The following is a 19,937-nucleotide window of genomic DNA, read 5'->3' as shown; positions in this document are numbered from 1 at the left end:
TTAACTGATTTTCAGAATTCATTTAGGGATAGCGTTATGCATAACGCTATCCCTCATAATGTTTTACTGCCAGCCGTACCGACGGCTAAAGAACCCTTTCACCATCTGCGTCAGCGTCATATACCCCGCCAGAATGGCAATCAGCCACGGGAAGTAGGAGAGCGGCAGCGCCTGCAACTGTAAGTACCCCGCCAGCGGCGAGAACGGCAGCGCGATACCGACGACCATCACCACCAGCGTCATGATAATCAGCGGCCAGGCAGCGCGGCTCTGAATGAACGGAATACGGCGCGTGCGGATCATATGCACAATCAGCGTCTGCGACAGTAACCCCACCACGAACCAGCCGGACTGGAACAGCGTCTGCGCTTCCGGCACATTGGCATGGAAGACAAACCACATCACGCAGAAGGTCAGAATGTCGAAGATGGAGCTGATCGGCCCGAAGAAGATCATAAAGCGCCCCAGTTCAGACGGCTGCCAGCGCTGCGGTTTCTGAATCTGCTCATCGTCGACGCTATCAAACGGAATCGCCACCTGGGATACATCGTACAGCAGGTTCTGAATCAACAGGTGTAACGGCAGCATCGGCAGGAACGGCAGGAAGGCGCTCGCTACCAGGACGCTAAAGACGTTACCGAAGTTGGAACTGGCGGTCATCTTGATGTATTTCAACATGTTGGCAAACGTCCGGCGGCCTTCGATAACCCCCTCTTCCAGCACCATCAGGCTTTTTTCCAGCAGGATGATGTCGGCGGCTTCGCGGGCGATATCCACCGCGCCATCGACAGAAATTCCGATATCCGCCGCACGCAGCGCGGGCGCATCGTTGATGCCGTCACCCATAAAGCCGACCACATGGCCTTCGCGGCGCAGCAAGGTTACGATGCGCTCTTTATGCATCGGCGTCAGGCGAGCAAACAGCGTGGTACGCAAAGCCAGCGCCGCCAGTTCGTCGTCGCTCAGGGTTTCAATATCACTACCGACCACCACCTCACCAACGTCCAGCCCCACTTCATGGCACACTTTCGCCGCCACCAGCTCGCTGTCGCCGGTGAGAATTTTCACGGTGATACCGCTCTCTTTTAGCGCTTTCAGCGCCGGTGCGGTGGTCTCTTTCGGCGGATCGAGGAATGCGATGTAGCCTTCCAGAATCAGGTCGGACTCATCAATACGCTGGTAGTCGCCAACACGCGCGGGCAGGTACTTGCTCGCTACCGCCACCACGCGCAGCCCTTGACGGTTAAGCGTGTCGGTGACGCGTTTAATGCGGCGCAGCATGGTTTCGTCCAGCGGAACGATTTCGCCGTTATGGCGAACCTGCGTTGAGACGTTGAGGATCTCCTGCAATGCGCCTTTGCAGATCAGTTTGTGTACGGATGGGCGTTCGCTTACTACCACCGACATGCGGCGACGTTCGAAATCAAACGGGATTTCATCCACTTTCTGCCACTGCCCGGAAAGCTCACGCGCGGCGTTTTCATCCACGCCTTCCAGCACGGCGGTATCCAGCAGGTTTTTCAGCCCGGTTTGATAATGGCTGTTGAGCCAGGCGGTATGCAATACACGCTCGCTGGCCTTCCCGGAAATATCAGTGTGATTTTCCAGTACGATTTTGTCCTGCGTCAGCGTTCCGGTTTTATCGGTGCAGAGGATATCCATCGCGCCAAAGTTCTGAATCGCGTCGAGATGCTTGACGATGACTTTCTGTTTGGAGAGTTTCACCGCTCCGCGCGCCAGCGTCGAGGTGACGATCATCGGCAACATTTCCGGCGTTAAGCCGACGGCAACCGACAACGCAAACAGCGCCGCTTCCCACCAGTCGCCTTTGGTGTAGCCGTTGATCAGCAGCACGATTGGCGTCATCACCAGCATAAAGCGAATCAGCAGCATACTGACGCGGCTGATGCCTTTCTGGAACGCATTCGGCTCACTTTCCTGCTCGCTGACGCGCCCGGCCAGTTGACCAAACCAGGTGTGACCGCCCGTCGCCGTGACGATAGCCTGTGCCGAGCCGCTCACCACGGTGGTGCTCATAAAGCAGAGGGTATCGCACTCGAGCGGGTTTGCCTGCTGTGGGTCGCGGCTGCGCGCGACTTTTTCAACGGGAAGCGACTCGCCGGTGAGCGATGCCTGAGCGACGAAGAGATCGCGCGCCTGCACAACGCGCAGGTCTGCCGGGATCATATCGCCCGCCGACAGTTTGACAATATCGCCCGGTACAAGCTGGTCGAGCGGTATTTCACACCAGCGGCTTTCGCCCTTAATATTCACCACGCGCAGCACGGTGGCGGTGTTGCTCACCATCGCTTTTAATGCGTCGGCTGCGCGGGTGGAACGCGCTTCCTGCACAAAGTTAAGCAGCGTGGAAATCACCACCATCAGCGCAATCACCCCGGCGGCGAAGAGATCTTCGGTCGAGTAAGAGACGATGCCCAGCACCGTCAGCAGCAGGTTGAAGGGGTTGCGATAGCAGCTCCACAGGTGAACCCACCAGGGCGCGGGCTTCTGCGCCGGGATTTGGTTATCGCCATAACGCTCGCGTTTAGCCGCGACTTCGGCCTCGTTGAGCCCTTCCGGATGCGTACCAAAAGCGTGCCATACGGCCTCTTCGTCCATCATTGCCACATTCAGGCAGTGCTGGCTCAGAGAATCCGGCATCGGTACGCCAGAGAGATTTTTGCCATCCGGCATTGGGTCACGCTGGACTAAACGGCGTGGCAGGTGGCGGCTAAGCTGTGCAAGCAGCTGCCGGGTCATATTTTTCAGCATAAAACGTCCCCCGCATCCGTAAAAAACGGACGCAGCTCGGCTGACAGGCGCAACAATGCCGTGCCTGTCAGGCACTTAATTTTTCTACAGGGACATCGGGGATGTCACTGCCTCACATGTTCGGTAAGGCAGCGAAAACTGACTTACCGGAAAATTACGCTCCCGTGCGGGAGAGGGGTGGGATCGGGATCCATACGGCCTCCGGTAAGGTAAATAATAAATAGCGCCGCACATTATACATATAAAACCATAATGTTTGTGCCAGTTCGGGCGGTATAATACCTCCCGGCAACTAAACCGAACGTAAACCAGACTTTGCTCATTGCACATTGTTTGCGTAGGATGAAACACTTAGTCTGAAATAACATTTTATTAACACGGGAAACGAGATGCAGAACCGGCTGACCATTAAAGATATCGCGCGCCTGAGCGGAGTGGGTAAATCGACCGTTTCCCGCGTGCTGAATAATGAAAGCGGCGTCAGCGATCGTACCCGTGAACGTGTTGAAGAAGTAATGAACCAGCACGGTTTCTCCCCTTCCCGCTCCGCACGCGCGATGCGTGGGCAGAGCGATAAAGTGGTCGCCATTATTGTTACGCGTCTCGATTCCCTTTCAGAAAATCTGGCCGTACAAACCATGCTGCCGGTGTTTTACGAGCAGGGTTACGACCCCATCATGATGGAAAGCCAGTTCTCGCCGGAGAAAGTGGAAGAGCATCTCGGCATGTTAAAGCGACGTAACATCGACGGCGTGGTGTTGTTCGGTTTTACCGGCGTCAGCGAAACCATGCTGGCGAGCTGGCAGTCGTCGCTGGTGATGGTCGCGCGCGATGCCAAAGGTTTCGCCTCTGTCTGCTACGACGACAAAGGTGCCATCAACATCCTGATGCAGCGCCTCTACGACCAGGGGCATCGTCATATTAGCTACCTTGGCGTGCCCCACAGCGACGTCACGACCGGCAAACGCCGCCACGATGCGTATCTCGCCTTCTGCAAAAAACATAAACTCAACCCGGTCGCCGCGCTGCCCGGCCTCGCCATGAAGCAGGGCTTTGAATATGCCAGCAAAGTGATGACGCCGGACACTACCGCCCTGCTGTGCGCCACCGATACGCTGGCGCTGGGCGCAAGTAAATATTTCCAGCAGGAACGCATGGATAACGTGCAACTCGCAAGCGTAGGCAACACGCCACTGATGAAGTTCCTGCACCCGGAAATTATCACCGTCGATCCCGGCTATGCCGACGCGGGACGCCAGGCAGCAGAACAGCTGATCGGCCAGGTAACCGGCCGCGCTGAACCACGTCAAATTATCATTCCCGCCAACCTCATCTAAGCCTGAACGCGCAAATTATGTGATCCTCGCTGCGTTTCGGGAACGTTCCCATTTTCCAAAAATCGGTTAACGGATAGGCTACTGCTCAGGTCATCAACACAATATCTCTCCTCGGCACTGAGGTTTTCATAATGAGTAAAATAAATCAGCAGAACATCGATAAACTTATCGAGCTGGTCGGCGGACGCGATAATATCGCCACCGTCAGCCACTGCATTACCCGCTTACGCTTTGTCCTCAACAACCCGGCGAAAGCCGATCCAAAAGCCATCGAAGAACTGCCGATGGTGAAAGGCTGCTTCACCAACGCCGGGCAGTTTCAGGTGGTCATTGGCACCGAAGTCGGCGACTACTACAACGCGCTGATCGCCTCAACCGGCCAGGCGGCAGCGGATAAAGAGCAGGCCAAACTGGCGGCGCGCCAGAATATGAAGTGGCATGAACGCATGATCTCGCACTTCGCGGAGATCTTCTTCCCGCTGCTCCCGGCGCTGATTAGCGGGGGGTTGATCCTCGGTTTCCGCAACGTAATCGGCGATCTGCCGATGAGCAACGGTCAGACGCTGGCGCAAATGTACCCGTCGCTGCAAAGCATTTACGATTTCTTATGGCTGATTGGCGAAGCTATCTTCTTCTATTTACCGGTGGGTATCTGCTGGTCGGCGGTGCGCAAAATGGGCGGTACGCCGATTCTGGGTATCGTGCTCGGCGTTACGCTGGTCTCCCCGCAGTTGATGAACGCCTACATGCTGGGCCAACAGGTGCCGGAAGTGTGGAACTTCGGCCTGTTTACCATTGCCAAAGTCGGCTATCAGGCGCAGGTAATTCCGGCGCTGCTGGCGGGCCTGGCGCTCGGCTATATTGAAACGCGTATGAAGCGCATCGTACCGGATTACCTCTATCTGGTGATTGTGCCGGTCTGCTCGCTGATTCTGGCGGTCTTCCTTGCTCATGCCTTTATCGGCCCGTTTGGCCGTATGATTGGTGATGGCGTCGCCTTTGCCGTGCGTCACCTGATGACCGGTAGCTTCGCGCCGGTTGGCGCTGCGCTGTTCGGCTTCCTGTACGCGCCGCTGGTAATCACCGGCGTTCACCAGACTACGCTTGCTATCGACATGCAGATGATTCAAAGCATGGGCGGCACGCCAGTTTGGCCACTGATTGCGCTCTCTAATATTGCGCAGGCTTCAGCGGTCGTCGGCATCATTATTTGCAGCCGCAAACAGAACGAGCGTGAAATTTCCGTGCCTGCCGCCATCTCCGCCTTCCTCGGCGTAACCGAGCCGGCCATGTACGGCATCAACCTGAAGTATCGTTTCCCGATGCTGTGCGCGATGGTAGGCTCTGGCCTCGCTGGCCTGCTGTGCGGCCTGAGCGGCGTAATGGCAAACGGCATTGGCGTCGGCGGCCTGCCGGGTATTCTTTCCATCCAACCGACCTACTGGCAGGTCTTTAGCCTGGCAATGCTGATTGCCATCGTGATTCCTATCATCCTCACCTCGGTGGTTTACCAGCGTAAACACCGTCAGGGCACCTTGCAGATTGTTTAATGTTTTCACTTTGGGGCGCCCTTGCGCCCCTTCGCATTTCAGGACAGCACTATGAATATTCTTCCCCACTGGTGGCAGAACGGCGTTATTTATCAAATTTATCCGAAGAGTTTTCAGGACACGACCGGCAGTGGTACCGGTGATTTACGCGGCGTGACCTATCGCCTCGACTATCTGAAGACGCTGGGCGTAGACGCCATCTGGCTGACTCCTTTTTATGTCTCGCCGCAGGTGGATAACGGCTACGACGTGGCGAATTACACCGCCATCGACCCGGCTTACGGTACGCTGGACGATTTCGATGAACTGGTGGCCGAGGCGAAAGCACGCGGTATTCGTATCGTACTGGATATGGTGCTCAACCACTCCTCCACGCAGCACGCCTGGTTCCGTGAATCGCTGAACAAAGAGAGCCCGTACCGCGAGTTCTATATCTGGCGCGATGGCGAGCCGGGCACCCCGCCCAATAACTGGCGCTCGAAATTTGGCGGCAACGCCTGGCAGTGGCACGCTGAGAGCGAACAATATTACCTGCACCTGTTTGCGCCAGAGCAGGCGGATCTCAACTGGGAAAACCCGGCGGTGCGCGCCGAGCTGAAAAAAGTGTGCGAGTTCTGGGCCGATCGTGGTGTCGATGGCCTGCGTCTTGATGTCGTGAACCTGATTTCCAAAGATCAGGCATTCCCTTCTGACCCTGACGGTGACGGACGTCGCTTCTATACCGATGGCCCGCGCGCTCATGAGTTCTTACAGGAGATGAGCCGCGATGTCTTTACCCCACGCGAGCTGATGACCGTGGGCGAAATGTCGTCAACCTCGCTGGAGAACTGCCAGCAGTACGCCGCGCTGGATGGTCGAGAACTGTCGATGACCTTTAACTTCCACCACCTGAAGGTCGATTATCCCGGCGGCGAGAAGTGGACGCTGGCGAAGCCGGACTACGTCGCCCTGAAAGCGCTGTTCAGCCACTGGCAGCAGGGCATGCATAATCGCGCGTGGAATGCGCTGTTCTGGTGTAATCACGATCAGCCGCGCATTGTTTCGCGCTTTGGCGATGAAGGCGAATATCGCCTGCCCGCCGCCAAAATGCTGGCCATGGTGCTGCACGGCATGCAGGGCACGCCTTATGTTTATCAGGGCGAAGAGATCGGCATGACCAACCCGCATTTCACGCAAATAACCGACTACCGCGATGTCGAGAGCCACAATATGTTCGCCGAGCGGTTAGCGCAGGGCCAGGATGCGCAAACCTTGCTGGCGATCCTCGCCAGCAAATCGCGCGATAACAGCCGCACGCCGATGCAATGGAATGGCGAAGCGCACGGCGGATTCACTACCGGCATGCCGTGGATCGCCCTGTGCGACAACTATGAAGCGATCAACGTCGATACGGCGCTGAACGATCCGAATTCGGTGTTCTACACCTATCAGCAGTTAATTGCGCTGCGTAAAACCACGCCGATTCTGACGTGGGGCGATTATCATGATCTTCTGCCCGATCACCCGTCCCTGTGGTGCTATCGCCGTCAGTGGCAGGGGCAAACACTGTTGGTGGTCGCTAACCTTAGCGCCGAGCTCCAGCACTGGCAGCCAGACGCCCCTCACGGCGACTGGGCGGCCTTAATCAGCAACTATGACGAAGTGGCAAGCGCCCCGTCTGAAATGACGCTACGGCCTTTTGAAGCGGTCTGGTGGCTACAAAATTAACCCTCTCAACCGGCGACTTTCGGTCGCCGGCCCTCTGCAAATCTTACTGTTTTTGTTGAATTTTTAATCGGTCTTCAGTACTGCAAAATTTACATTAGCCGTAGCGCCCGTCATCTGTACGCTTCGATTTTTACTTTGTTCTACATCAATAAAATCGCAAACTTGTTTGATGCAAATCACTATATATAGACCTTAGAATGCTCGCCAACCCAACATATTGGGTTTTATCGTCTACAATATCACCATACCCTTCCAATGAAGAAAGGGGGTGATATGTGGATAAATTTGACTGGAGAAGCGCTAACACGCGGGCAGGCTTTGTAAATCTCGCCCCCGCCCCGACTTCAGTTCTGTGGATAACCTGTTTTTATAATGGAGTGATCATGACACCGCATGTGATGAAACGCGATGGCTGTAAAGTGCCGTTCAAATCAGAGCGCATCCAGGAAGCTATCCTGCGTGCCGCTAAAGCAGCGGGAGTCGATGACGCAGACTATTGCGCCACCGTCGCGGCAATCGTAAGCGAGCAGATGCAGGGCCGCAGCCAGGTTGATATCAACGAGATCCAGACCGCGGTTGAAAACCAGCTGATGTCTGGCCCGTATAAACAGCTGGCGCGCGCCTATATCGAATATCGCCATGACCGCGACAGCCAGCGTGAAAAGCGTGGCCGTCTGAACCAGGAAATTCGTGGTCTGGTTGAACAAACCAACTCGGCATTGCTGAACGAAAACGCCAACAAAGACAGTAAAGTGATCCCAACCCAGCGTGACCTGCTGGCGGGTATCGTGGCAAAACACTACGCACGTCAGCACCTGCTGCCGCATGATGTAGTCATGGCGCACGAACGTGGCGTTATCCACTATCACGACCTTGATTACTCCCCGTTCTTCCCGATGTTCAACTGCATGTTGATCGACCTGAAAGGGATGCTGACGCAGGGCTTTAAAATGGGTAACGCGGAAATCGAGCCGCCGAAATCCATCTCTACCGCCACGGCCGTTACCGCGCAGATCATCGCACAGGTTGCCAGCCACATTTATGGCGGCACCACCATTAACCGTATTGACGAAGTTCTGGCCCCGTTCGTGACCGCCAGCTTCAATAAACATCGCCAGACCGCTGAAGAGTGGCAGATTCCGGACGCAGAAGGCTACGCCCATTCCCGTACGGAAAAAGAGTGCTATGACGCTTTCCAGTCGCTGGAATATGAAGTGAACACGTTGCATACCGCCAACGGCCAGACACCGTTCGTGACTTTCGGTTTTGGTCTTGGTACGACCTGGGAATCACGCCTGATTCAGCAGTCCATTCTGCGTAATCGTATTGCGGGCCTCGGCAAAAACCGTAAAACCGCTGTGTTCCCGAAACTGGTGTTCGCTATCCGCGACGGCCTGAATCACAAACCGGGCGATGCCAACTACGACATCAAACAACTGGCGCTGGAATGCGCGAGCAAGCGCATGTATCCGGACATCCTGAACTACGACCAGGTTGTGAAAGTCACCGGTTCGTTCAAAACCCCGATGGGCTGCCGCAGCTTCCTCGGCGTGTGGGAAAACGAAAACGGCGAGCAGATCCACGATGGCCGCAACAACCTCGGCGTCATCAGCCTGAACCTGCCGCGCATCGCGCTGGAAGCCAAAGGCAATGAAGACGCGTTCTGGAAACTGCTGGATGAGCGTCTGGTGCTGGCGCGTAAAGCGCTGATGACCCGCATCGCGCGTCTGGAAGGCGTGAAAGCCCGCGTGGCTCCTATCCTGTATATGGAAGGCGCGTGCGGCGTGCGTTTGCAGGCTGACGATGACGTTTCTGAAATCTTCAAAAACGGTCGTGCGTCTATCTCGCTGGGTTACATCGGCATTCACGAAACCATCAATGCGCTGTTTGGTAATCAGCACGTTTATGACAATGAAGCGCTGCGCGCCAAAGGCACTGCCATCGTTGAACGTCTGCGCCAGGCCGTTGACCAGTGGAAAGATGAAACCGGCTACGGCTTCAGCCTCTACAGCACACCAAGTGAAAACCTGTGTGATCGTTTCTGCCGCCTCGACACTGCTGAATTCGGCGTGGTACCTGGCGTCACCGATAAAGGTTACTACACCAACAGCTTCCACTTAGACGTTGAGAAAAAGGTTAACCCGTACGACAAAATCGACTTTGAAGCCCCGTACCCACCACTGGCGAACGGCGGTTTCATTTGCTACGGCGAATACCCGAACATTCAGCACAACCTGAAAGCGCTGGAAGATGTCTGGGATTACAGCTACAAGCACGTGCCGTACTACGGCACCAACACGCCAATTGATGAGTGTTATGAGTGTGGCTTTACCGGTGAATTCGAGTGCACCAGCAAAGGCTTCACCTGCCCGAAATGCGGCAACCACGACGCGTCCCGCGTATCGGTCACCCGCCGCGTATGCGGTTACTTAGGTAGCCCGGATGCGCGTCCGTTTAACGCCGGTAAGCAGGAAGAAGTGAAACGCCGCGTGAAACACCTCGGCAACGGGCAGATCGGTTAAACGGCTACCCCTCACCCCGGCCCTCTCCCTAAGGGAGAGGGAGAAAACCGCTCCGGCCTAAATGTTCTGCTCGGTCGGTCCCCTCTCCCTTCGGGAGAGGGTTAGGGTGAGGGGCCACAACCCGCACTATACTCAATAAGAACAACCATGAATTACCATCAGTACTACCCCGTCGATATCGTCAATGGCCCCGGCACACGCTGCACGCTGTTTGTGGCAGGTTGCGTTCACGAATGCCCCGGCTGCTATAACAAAAGCACCTGGCGCGTGAATTCAGGTCAGCCATTCACCACCGAAATGGCCGACCGCATCATTGCCGATCTCAACGACACGCGCGTGAAACGCCAGGGGATTTCACTCTCCGGCGGCGATCCACTCCATCCGCAAAACGTGCCTGAGATTCTTAAACTGGTCAAACGCATCCACGCGGAATGCCAGGGGAAGGATATCTGGGTATGGACCGGCTACAAGCTGGACGAACTGAACACCGCGCAAATGGAAGTGGTCAATCTCATCAACGTGCTGGTCGACGGTAAGTTTGTGCAAGATTTAAAAGACCCGGCGCTTATCTGGCGCGGCAGCAGCAATCAGGTGGTGCATCACCTGCGTTAAACTTCAAGCCGTTTGTCAGCATCCTGATAGACGGCAGATTTCTCCCGTTTGCCTATCACCAGCACCGTAACCTGAGCCTCTTGCACCTGGTAAACCAGCCTGAACCCGGAAGCCTTTAGTTTGATTTTGTAGCAATCGGGAAACGTCCGTAACCTGTCAGCTTCATTGCGCGGACGAAGCAAAACTGATTTCAGTTTCTTTTTAAACTGCTCCCGGACGGTCGCACCTAACTTTTGCCACTCTTTTAACGCCCTCGGGTCAAAGGCCAGTTCATAGATCATCCAGCCTGACCTTAACGGCCTCTTGCGGATTGGCCAGTCTTTCCCTGACAGTTTGTAGCAGCGCCTCTTCACTGTCGCTGATGGTGACGTTTTTTACCGGCATCCGCCCGTTATCTGCCACATACTGAAACAGTAATCGCACGGCTTCCGTGGGAGTGATGTTGAGTTTTTCCAGCACGGCGTACGCCTCTTTCTTGAGTTGATCGTCAAGCCTGACGTTGATGGTCGCCATTGTGCCTCCAGAAAAAGAAAAAGTGTAATGCATTATAGCATTACACTCGCATTACATTCGATTCTGGAAAACGCCTCTCAAAACCGGCTCACACACTCCATCGCCACGGTTTTAAACTCCGCAAAGTCCCGACAGGCGCACAGCCGCGCCATTGCGCGTTCGCGCAGGAAGGTGACGAAAATATCGTAGATCGCCATCGCTTCTTCATACTCGCGTTTGCTGATGGCGAGCAGGAAGATGACGTGCGCGGTTTCCTCACCCCACGTAATTCCTTGCGGTGCCAGCACCGTGTAGACCACCGTTTTTTGTGCCAGCAATCCCAGGGCGTGAGGCAGCGCGATGCCGTCGCCTAGCATAGTGCTGACAATAGCCTCACGCTCCACAACTGAAGAGTGGAACTCGGCGTCAACAAAGCCTTCATCATGAAGCTGAGCGCAAAGTTCGCTAAATAACGTCTGTTGGTCGATATCGCCGTCGATAATGCGAAAATGCGCCGCATCGAAATATTTGTTCAGCATCCACGGACGGGTGCGGTCCACCAGCACCAGTTTGCCGATTTGTTCAAGCTGGAACTCGGTTGGGAACGGGGCGATGGTCACCACCGGTTTATCTTTTTCGTTGATGCGCGCGGTCGAAATAACAAAGTCTTCGCTGATGCTCTCCCGCTGTTCGTAATCACGTAGCGAGAGCACGTCGGTCACGTCAATCTGTGGATATTTGCGCTGCAACACCGCTTCAATCATGCGCACCATCGCCGTGCTGGTGTCGCACACCAGTAAGACACGCGGCTGACGCTGATAGCCGATATTGTAGTGCCGCTCCAGCCCGACGCCGATGTGCAGCACCAGGAAACCAACCTCGTTTTCGCTGATGGTGTACGGCGTGTACTTCCCCCAACTCGACACCGCCGCCAGGGTCATGTCCCACGCCATCGGGTAGTGCTGTTTAATGTTGTCCAGCAGCGGATTGGGGATCATGATTTGATAGCGCACGCGGGTGATCATCGTTTTGATATGGGTGAGCAGATCCGCATGTAGCTGATCGTCGTTTTGCAGGTTGTAGTTATAGTGACTATTGATGTAGCTGAGGATGTAGTTCACCAGCGCTTCGGCATCGTCGGCACTGATAGCGCTTGGCGAAACCTGCTGCGTCTGGCGCGCGGAGATATGCACGCACAACCAGGCTTTCTCCGAGTCGGCCAGCGGTTTGCCCGCCAGTTTCTGCATGGCCGCCGCGATATCGCGCGCCGCTTCGCGCACATTCTGCGATACTTCTTCTTCCGCCGCGAACTCTGCCAGCGGGAAACCCTCGCTGATACGCCGTACCGCCACCGCGCAATAAAGACGAATAAAGCGCTCTCCTTCGTCGGTCAGGCGAATCGCATAGCGGGTGAACGTTTCCTGCAACGTTGCGGTAAGCGAGGTGACGGCCCCCGCGTTAAGCGCTTCCGCCATCAGTTGGGCATTAAACCCTTCCTGCTGCGGCAGTTCCCAAAGGATATCCGTCAGGCAGGCGCGAACAGAGACTTCGCTGCCAAACAGCTTCATGCCGTGGCGCGGGCGCGTCTCCAGCGTCAACTGATACCGCTGAAAACGTTCACGCACAGCGATCATGTCGTTTTGCAGCGTGGCACGGCTGACAAACCACTCATCCGCCAGGTCTTCCAGCTTGAGTGAAAACGCGGATGTCAGAAAGCGCACCGCCAGAGAATGCTCGCGGTCGCTTGCCGTACGCGGAATTCGTAGCGTGCCCGGCGCACTTTCTTCCAGTTTTTGATAGCGATTCGGGTCGCTGATATTGAGCTGATAGCCGCTGCCGCGCGTGAGCGTAAACTGCGCGCCGTAGCTCGCCAGCAAGGCATTAAGCGCCGTGATATCGGCGCGAACGGTACGGGTGGAAACGGACAACCGTGCAGCCAGCTCATCCTGCGGCAAAACTTCTTTTTGCAGTAAATTGAACAGTTGGGCTAAACGTTGGTTGGGGAATCGCACGTCAGTTTCCTTATTACGCCTCAGGGGTTAAACGAAATCACCATCTGCGATGGACTGCCGACCGATGTGTATTCGGGGACAAACGTCAGCGTGCCATCGTCAGGCGCGACGCGAAAACGGGTGATGTTATCGCTGCGCTGATTCATCACGTACAGCCAGCGGCCCGCGCTATCCAGCGTCAGGCTGCGCGGGTAGTCGCCTCGCGTCCATATATTATCATTTTGAATCAATGAACCGTCATTCATAACCGTGAAGTGGGCAATACTGTTGTGCAGGCGATTGGCAACATAAAGCTGTTTTCCGTCCTCACTGATTGCCAGCCCGGCGGCGAAGCTGGTTCCCTGATACGCTTTCGGCAGCGACGACACCGTTTTCCCTTCCTGAAGTTGCCCGGTTGTTGCATCAAGTCGGTAATGCGTCAGCGTGGAAGACTCTTCGTTGATCAACCAAAGCCCATCGCCTTTTGCTGTAAACACAAAATGACGCGGCCCCGCGCCCGGCGAAGAAGCATTGATGAATGGCGGCGTGTTGGGGATCAACTTGCCGTTCTTTTCATCCAGACGATACTGGTAGATCCGATCGAGGCCCAGATCGGTTGAATAAACATATTTCCCGCTGGGATCGGCGGCGATCATGTGAGCATGCGGGCCATTATGATCGCTGGCGGCAAAGCTGCCTTTGACCGCAGCCACAGGTTTCGCGGCGCCGGGATCACCCGCATCCTGATGAAAATCGCTGGCCTCCGCCAGGCTGCCATCAGCTTTCACCGGCAACATCGCCACGGAACCGCTGACGTAATTCGCCACCAGCAGATGCTTTCCACCAGGCGTCAACGAGAGATACACCGGGCCCGCGCCGCCAGATGAAACCTGATTCAGCTCATGAAGTGCGCCCTTCTCATCCACCCGCAACGCCTGCACCATGCCCTTCTCTTCTTCGCTCGCCACGTACAGGGTTTTGCCATCGGCAGAGACGGTAAGCTGCGCGGCATTGGGCAACGTGCTGACCAACGTTTTGTCGTTTAACGCCCCGGTTTGGCTGTCGAGGGTAAAGCGGTACACGCCTTCGCCGTTGGGGTTGTAGGTGCCCACCCACGCGTATTGCGTCTGCGCGATAGCGGTGGTGGCAAGCAGAGAAAGTGAAGCGACAAGCAGGTGGTGGGATGGGTGCATGATGGCTCCTTGGGAATAGTGTGGTTGGTGCCCCCTCACCCCGGCCCTCTCCCACAGGGAGAGGGTGAAAACCAGCGCAGGTATTTCACATTTGCACTGTCGGTCCCCTCTCCCTGCGGGAGAGGGTTAGGGTGAGGGGGCGCCCTTATTACTTCACTAACGCCTTCGTCATCTCCAGTAGCGCGCGCACGTCGTCCGGGCGCGTGTTGCCGCTGGCTTTATCAATAATAGAACTGTAGATGTGCGGGATGATTTTGCTTACACCGGCATCGAGGGCAATTTTCAGGATCTCGCTGAAGTTTTCCAGATCGATCCCCCCCGTTGGCTCCAGCCAGAAGTCGTGACGTGCGCAGGCTTCCGCCACCGCTTTGTATTCCTCACGACACTTCAGGCCACCCATCGGGAAATATTTGATTGAGCTGCCGCCCATATCTTTCAGCAGGGCGATCGCCGTTTCAACCGGCACGATGCCATCCGGCGCGGTGCTGCTCAGCGGCCCGGTGGAGATTTTCACCATACCCGGCGTGCCGGTTGGTGAGACCAGACCGTTCACCACGGTGTCGTTCTGGCCCAGCAACGCACGGCTGGTCGCCACACCGGTAAAGACCTGGTTGACGTGCTGCGGCTGCACTTCAGCGGAAATCGCGCTGACCATCGCCGACTGATTCGGGTCGCCCGCGCCCAGACCTACGGAGAGTGCATTATCAATCCGCGCCGCATAATCACGCATATCGGCCACGGCACTCGCCACGTCCGGGTAATTTTTGGAGAGCACGCCCACCAGCACATGACCTTCCGCCGCTTCATAGATCTCGCTGGCATTTTCTTTGCTGCCCGCCAGAACGTTCAGGCAGACGCGGTCACGGTAAAAGTTTGGGGTCAGTTTCATGCGTTAATCTCCTGTTTGATCACTTCTGCAATACGGCGGGCAACAATGTCCAGTTGCGCCTGGTCGACGCTGCGTACATCAGCTTCGATAATGCCTTCATTGGCTTTATATCCACGGAAGTAGATGGCGTATTGCCCCTGCTTGAGCGCATCGACCAGCTCGCCGGTGCCAATGCCGGTGACGGCTTCGTCGAATTTAATTTCGGTACGCGCAATGTCACGCCCGGCGCTATCCCAGACCACACGAGCGGACACGCCGTTGAGCGTATTCAGTGCATCGATAAACGGCGTCATCTTCGCCACCATCTCCGCGCCGCTCTCTTTCGTTGCGGTAAGGTAATGTTCAATGGCGCAGGTCAGGCCAAGAATGCCCTCTTTGCCCACTTTCATCGCGCGGCCAATGCCCGCCGACTGGCGCTTCACCCACTCAACGTACTGGGTTTTGCCAATCACCAGACCGCTGGTCGGCCCTTCAATGGCTTTCGCGCCGCTGTAAATGACCAGGTCCGCGCCAGAACGGTAGTAACACTGGAGATCTTCTTCCGCCGCCGCATCAACAATCAGCGGCAGGTTATGTTTACGTGCGACAACCACCGCCTGCTCAACGCTGAGCATGCTTTTCTGCACGCAGTGGTGCGATTTGATATACAGGATAGCCGCCGTGCGCGGGGTAATTGCCGCCGCCAGTTGTGCTGCGGAACATTCGTTAGCATAACCTGCTTCCACCAGCTTGCCGCCGCCGAGCGCAACCATGGTGCCCACTGGTGCGCCGAAGTTGACGTTATGACCTTTCGGCAGAACGATTTCGTTGTTTTCAATCGGCGTGACATGCAGGTTTTCCAGCAGCCAGTCGCTGTCTTTTACCAGCACCGCCGCCACGGACTGCGCAATACCTGCCGAGGCGCACGAGACCACCGTCGCCCCTTCGACATCCAGCAAATTAGCAATGTACTCGCCAGTTTTATTGACCAGGTCTTTCATCTCGAAATACTGGTTCATGCCGTCCATCGCCGCCTGGACCACTTCCGGGCGTGGGGTTGAAACACCCAGCGCTGTCATGCGGCCAGAGGTGTTGATGACTTGTTTTAGATGGTATTTCTCAAAAATCGAAGGCATTTTCTGCACTCCCTTGTTCGGTCATATAGCCTTTGCCTGCGCGAACGGCAGCCAATGGCACCAGAATTTTGTCAGCCTGAAGCGAAACGTTTTCCGCATCGGTCAGGCTCATGGGTTGATCTTTCACAGTGAAAATCGTCAGATCCGCGTCCATCCCCGGCGCCAGGCGACCTTTATGGGTCAGACGTAAGCCTTCTGCGGCATGCGAGGTGACGCAGGCAATGACCTGCGGCAGCGACAGACCGATGGCGAGGAATTTGGACATCACCAGCGCCAGCGATCGTACCGGGCCGTCGATGCGGTTACGGCAGTAGATATCGGAACTGATGGTGTGTGGCAGAATGCCCATTGCGATGGCGCGTTTCGCTACCTCAAAGCTAAAGCTGGCGGTACCGTGGCCGACATCGAGACGCACGCCACGCTTCAGCGCGCGCGTAATCGAGGCGCGCAGTTCACCTTCCGGCGTAAGAATGCGGTTCGGTTTGCCGTTATAGCAGTGGGTAATGATGTCGCCGGAACTCAGCAGGTCGGCAATCTCATCCAGATTCGGCGGGTTGTTGCCGATATGCACCATTAGCGGCAGATCGCCGTTGGCTTGCTGCATGGCTTTCGCATGTTCCAGCGGCGTGATGCCGTTTTCGCCCACCACGCTACTGCTCATCCGCGCCTTCAGGCCGACGATAAAATCAGGGTGACGTTTTACCGCCTGTTGCACCGCGTCGGCGTCGATATTAGCCATATTGGCCAGCTCGTTCTGGGCAATCAGCCCGACGCGGGAGATATTCAGCAGCGCATAAACGTCGGTCGCCGCCTGACGGGTGAGTTCATAGAATTCATCCACGTCATCTGCCCCGGTGCTACCGGCATCGATAACGGTGGTCACGCCGGTGGCGATACCGACGCTATCGGGTTCGTCGTGGTAAATCGGTGATTTCGGGTAGCAGTGAACGTGGGAGTCAATCCAGCCCGCGCTGACGTAGTAGTTGCCGTGCAGGTCAATGGTTTTCTTTGCGGGTGACGTCAGGTCGCCCAGCGCGTGGATCTTGCCATCCTGAATGGCGATATCGGTCAGGGTATCGTCGACGAGGCGCGCACCGCGCAGGAGTAAATCAAACATCTCGTTCTCCTGAAAGAGCGGGCGTTTTCACGCCCGCCTGGGTCATTGCCGGATGACGGCATTTTCGTCTTATTCGGCCTACCGCTCGTAGGGCTGATAAGCGAAGCGCCATCAGGCAGTTAGCTAATCGCGATTGGGAACAGCGCACCAAACAGCATCGCGCCCAGAATCGCACCGCCGGTAATCGGCTTCTGCCAGAGGTAGAAAAGCAGCGCGCCAAGCAGGGAACCGATACCGATAGGAATGGATGCGGTCATCGCGCTGAGAATAATCAACGGGCCGAGGAAGCGGCCAGAGGCGTTACCTGCCCCCATCATCACGTCCGCCCCGTAGGTCGAGTCGCTCTGATTGATGGTGAACTTACGCGCCAGAATAATGACGTAACCAATCGCCAGGCCAATCACCAGACCGGTAATCAGTGAAGCGATAAAGTTGGTCACCGGGAACATGATGCCCGCGCCGAGCAGCAGCGCCGGAACACCGAGGCCGACGCCGGTTTGAATCGCGCCGCCGATATCCAGAATCCCGACCAGCGAACCTTCGATGATGCGGGCAAACAGGAAGCTTGCGCCAAACGCCGCCACCGCCCCGTAAGCGCCGGTATCAATCCCGGCACGCAGCATCGAGACAAACGCCACTTCGTTAAATGCGCCAATGCCGTAGAGGTAGTACATGTGCGTCCCGGCGAACACGCCGGAAGAGAGCAGGCCAACAAAGATCGGGAACGACCAGTCGGCATACCAAAAACCTTTATTCTGTTCCATTTCGAGGCTCCCGTTATTTGCCGCTGAGCGAGCTGTGGATCAGATCGAGCCAGTTCGGCACGGTCAGGTGGAAGGATTCGATCATCTTCATGTCGAAGCCGCGGAAGAAGGCGCTCAGGACAAACAGCACCACGATAGCGCTCATCATCACTTTGGTGATGCGGTTCCAGCCGCTCTCTTCAACGCCCTTACCAATCAGGATACCCAGCACCAGACCCGGTACAGCGTTCCCCATGATCATCTGCGCTGCGCCGCCAAAGACGGTCGCCCAGAAGCCCGATTTCTTGCCCGCGTCAATCGCCGCCAGCCAGAAGATTACCGGCATCACCGTGTTAACCAGCAGGTTCGCTGCCGGAACCAGGACCTTAACGGCGGTCACCTGGAGTGATTCCGGTACTGAGGAGGCGGTTAAGTTGAGGAAGGTAACGACCAGCATGCCGATCACGCCGCAGGCAATCGCCATTTTCTTCGGATCGTGCAGCGTCTCGCCAACATTGCGGTTTTTAATCATCAGTGCCGCCGCGCCCCAGTTCGGGATGATGCGGTGGTCAACGTCCTGGGTAAATGAACCTGCTGCAACGGAAGAGGCCCAGGCGTTAAAGAAGAAGCCAAGACCAAAGGAGAAGTGTGACGCCGGGTCGCCTTCACAGGAGTTCAGCTCCCCCAACGTACGAAACGCGCCCATCCCTTGTGTGGTTGGCGCATGGAACATGCGTGCAGCACCGGCCCCTACACCGACGCCGACCAGGCCGCCGATAATGAGCGATTTTATTAATATAATTAAGAACATCAGTCTGCCCTTCTGTGTGATTTAGCTCTGCGTGACGAAATCCACGTTGTCGAGATTGATGGCGGTCACGTTGACGGTCACATCCAGCTCCACGCTGTAGGTGCGTCTTTCCCGGCGCAGAAAGAAGAATAAGAACGCTTCTTTGCGCACCGCTTCATACGCATGAACAACCTGCACATCCTGTGGCTCAATACGCAGTAAAATGTGCGGTGTATCCTTCATCACCGCGGCCTGGACATGGTTTAGCGCGTCGGCAAAGGCGCGCGCTTTGGCGTCGCCTTTACCTTTGACTCTCACCGTTTTGGTGAATTGTTGTTTCATACTCACGCGCCGTACTTCTTCTGCCACGCCTGTACCAGACGCTCGCCCAGCTCTTCTTTATCCATAAAACCGAAGCCCAGTACGTTGCAGCCTTCGTTGATGGCCGTCACGCCCTCATCAACGGAGCGCATACCATATTTGGCTTTGTAGCCATATTTGGTCTGCGCGGTAATCGCACCTGCACCGCCGCTGCCGCAGAAGGAGATGCCGAATGTGGCGTTTTCCGCTTTCATCACATCACCCAGTTTCATATCTGCTGCCACGCCCGGTACGACCACGGCACGACCACCCGCTTTCTCAACGCCTGCCGCCACTTTCTGGCCTTTGCCTAAACGATCGCCAATCACAACGGTAATCTGTTCCATGTTTTGCTCCTTAAAGGTTTTCTTTTGCGACTTCGAAGTGAACGGAAAGCAGCCAGGACTCTTCATCAGGAAGATTGCCAAACTGAGCGACCACTTCGCGGGCTAGTTGCATTGATTCAGGTGAAATTTCGTCGAACAGGCTGGCATCTACTTCTGGCAGCGGTTCACCGGTCACAGACCGGTGCGCCATTGCGCGCAGATGAGAAGTCAGCATCTGCTCCTGTACGTCGTTGGGGATAATGTTGTGGCTGCGTAACAGGTCAAAAACCTGCTTCAGCATGGTGTCGGCAAGCTGTTCTGTTTGCGCTGCCGGTTCCACATCATTGTTCAATACCGCTGCATTCATCACTCGTCTTACCCCGTTAATGGCTCTGGGATTAAAGTAACGGCGCGGGTTGCA

18 protein-coding genes are annotated in these 19,937 nt (G+C 56.1%); 5 read left to right on the top strand and 13 right to left on the bottom strand.

All coding sequences use genetic code 11. The annotated features are described in order from the left end of the window. Positions 1-63 precede the first annotated feature (63 nt). On the bottom strand, positions 64-2,772 hold the full coding sequence (mgtA, locus tag F0Q32_RS09830; RefSeq protein WP_149462913.1) for a magnesium-translocating P-type ATPase: 2,709 nt from the start codon (positions 2,770-2,772) through the stop codon (positions 64-66). Between the two features lie 389 nt (positions 2,773-3,161). Between mgtA and treR the strand changes: the two genes are divergently transcribed. From treR to nrdG, 5 genes are all read left to right on the top strand, one after another. Next, positions 3,162-4,109, top strand: coding sequence for a trehalose operon repressor TreR (treR, locus tag F0Q32_RS09825; RefSeq protein ID WP_149462912.1), 948 nt, complete (start codon positions 3,162-3,164; stop codon positions 4,107-4,109). A 131-nt stretch (positions 4,110-4,240) separates the two neighbouring features. Further along, a complete protein-coding gene (treB, locus tag F0Q32_RS09820) occupies positions 4,241-5,659 on the top strand; it encodes a PTS trehalose transporter subunit IIBC (RefSeq protein WP_149462911.1) in 1,419 nt (472 codons plus the stop codon). A 51-nt stretch (positions 5,660-5,710) separates the two neighbouring features. Beyond that, positions 5,711-7,366, top strand: coding sequence for an alpha,alpha-phosphotrehalase (gene treC, locus F0Q32_RS09815; protein WP_149462910.1), 1,656 nt, complete (start codon positions 5,711-5,713; stop codon positions 7,364-7,366). A gap of 383 nt (positions 7,367-7,749) precedes the next feature. After that, positions 7,750-9,888: an anaerobic ribonucleoside-triphosphate reductase gene (nrdD, locus tag F0Q32_RS09810; protein ID WP_149462909.1), complete on the top strand. Its 2,139-nt coding sequence runs from the start codon at positions 7,750-7,752 to the stop codon at positions 9,886-9,888. A 147-nt stretch (positions 9,889-10,035) separates the two neighbouring features. Then, positions 10,036-10,500: an anaerobic ribonucleoside-triphosphate reductase-activating protein gene (gene nrdG / locus F0Q32_RS09805; RefSeq protein WP_149462908.1), complete on the top strand. Its 465-nt coding sequence runs from the start codon at positions 10,036-10,038 to the stop codon at positions 10,498-10,500. Here nrdG and F0Q32_RS09800 read toward each other — a convergent pair. From F0Q32_RS09800 to F0Q32_RS09745, 12 genes are all read right to left on the bottom strand, one after another. Further along, complete coding sequence (locus tag F0Q32_RS09800; RefSeq protein WP_149462907.1) at positions 10,497-10,781, bottom strand: type II toxin-antitoxin system RelE/ParE family toxin; 285 nt, start codon at positions 10,779-10,781, stop codon at positions 10,497-10,499. The two genes, nrdG and F0Q32_RS09800, sit on opposite strands and share 4 nt — an antisense overlap. After that, positions 10,771-11,013 (bottom strand): type II toxin-antitoxin system RelB/DinJ family antitoxin, encoded by a 243-nt coding sequence (locus tag F0Q32_RS09795; RefSeq protein WP_149462906.1) that lies wholly within the window; start codon positions 11,011-11,013, stop codon positions 10,771-10,773. Before F0Q32_RS09795 ends, F0Q32_RS09800 begins: the two co-directional genes overlap by 11 nt. A 77-nt stretch (positions 11,014-11,090) precedes the next feature. Then, positions 11,091-13,004: a transcription antiterminator gene (locus tag F0Q32_RS09790; protein ID WP_149462905.1), complete on the bottom strand. Its 1,914-nt coding sequence runs from the start codon at positions 13,002-13,004 to the stop codon at positions 11,091-11,093. A gap of 20 nt (positions 13,005-13,024) precedes the next feature. Further along, positions 13,025-14,176, bottom strand: a complete 1,152-nt coding sequence (locus F0Q32_RS09785; RefSeq protein ID WP_149462904.1) for a lactonase family protein — start codon at positions 14,174-14,176, stop codon at positions 13,025-13,027. A gap of 148 nt (positions 14,177-14,324) precedes the next feature. Beyond that, positions 14,325-15,065, bottom strand: coding sequence for a KDGP aldolase family protein (locus F0Q32_RS09780; protein WP_015966145.1), 741 nt, complete (start codon positions 15,063-15,065; stop codon positions 14,325-14,327). Then, positions 15,062-16,180 (bottom strand): DgaE family pyridoxal phosphate-dependent ammonia lyase, encoded by a 1,119-nt coding sequence (locus F0Q32_RS09775; RefSeq protein ID WP_149462903.1) that lies wholly within the window; start codon positions 16,178-16,180, stop codon positions 15,062-15,064. Before F0Q32_RS09775 ends, F0Q32_RS09780 begins: the two co-directional genes overlap by 4 nt. Next, positions 16,164-17,297 carry an amidohydrolase/deacetylase family metallohydrolase gene (locus tag F0Q32_RS09770; RefSeq protein ID WP_149462902.1) on the bottom strand — a complete coding sequence of 378 codons (1,134 nt, stop codon included), beginning with the start codon at positions 17,295-17,297 and terminating at the stop codon, positions 16,164-16,166. Before F0Q32_RS09770 ends, F0Q32_RS09775 begins: the two co-directional genes overlap by 17 nt. Before the next feature lie 119 nt (positions 17,298-17,416). Continuing rightward, positions 17,417-18,061: a DUF4310 family protein gene (locus F0Q32_RS09765; RefSeq protein ID WP_015966148.1), complete on the bottom strand. Its 645-nt coding sequence runs from the start codon at positions 18,059-18,061 to the stop codon at positions 17,417-17,419. 13 nt (positions 18,062-18,074) lie between these two features. After that, a complete protein-coding gene (locus F0Q32_RS09760) occupies positions 18,075-18,851 on the bottom strand; it encodes a DUF4311 domain-containing protein (RefSeq protein WP_015966149.1) in 777 nt (258 codons plus the stop codon). Between the two features lie 21 nt (positions 18,852-18,872). Continuing rightward, positions 18,873-19,172 (bottom strand): DUF4312 family protein, encoded by a 300-nt coding sequence (locus F0Q32_RS09755; RefSeq protein WP_015966150.1) that lies wholly within the window; start codon positions 19,170-19,172, stop codon positions 18,873-18,875. 2 nt (positions 19,173-19,174) lie between these two features. After that, the gene (locus F0Q32_RS09750; RefSeq protein WP_008786042.1) at positions 19,175-19,537 is read right to left on the bottom strand and encodes an SFCGS family glycine-rich protein; all 363 of its coding nucleotides are present in this window, start codon (positions 19,535-19,537) and stop codon (positions 19,175-19,177) included. 10 nt (positions 19,538-19,547) lie between these two features. Then, positions 19,548-19,886, bottom strand: a complete 339-nt coding sequence (locus F0Q32_RS09745) for a PRD domain-containing protein (protein ID WP_149462901.1) — start codon at positions 19,884-19,886, stop codon at positions 19,548-19,550. Positions 19,887-19,937: the final 51 nt, after the last annotated feature.

The sequence above is a fragment of the Pseudocitrobacter sp. 73 genome (genome assembly GCF_008369545.1).
GTDB lineage: Bacteria > Pseudomonadota > Gammaproteobacteria > Enterobacterales > Enterobacteriaceae > Pseudocitrobacter > Pseudocitrobacter vendiensis.
This window is presented reverse-complemented; position numbering and strand designations above follow the sequence as displayed.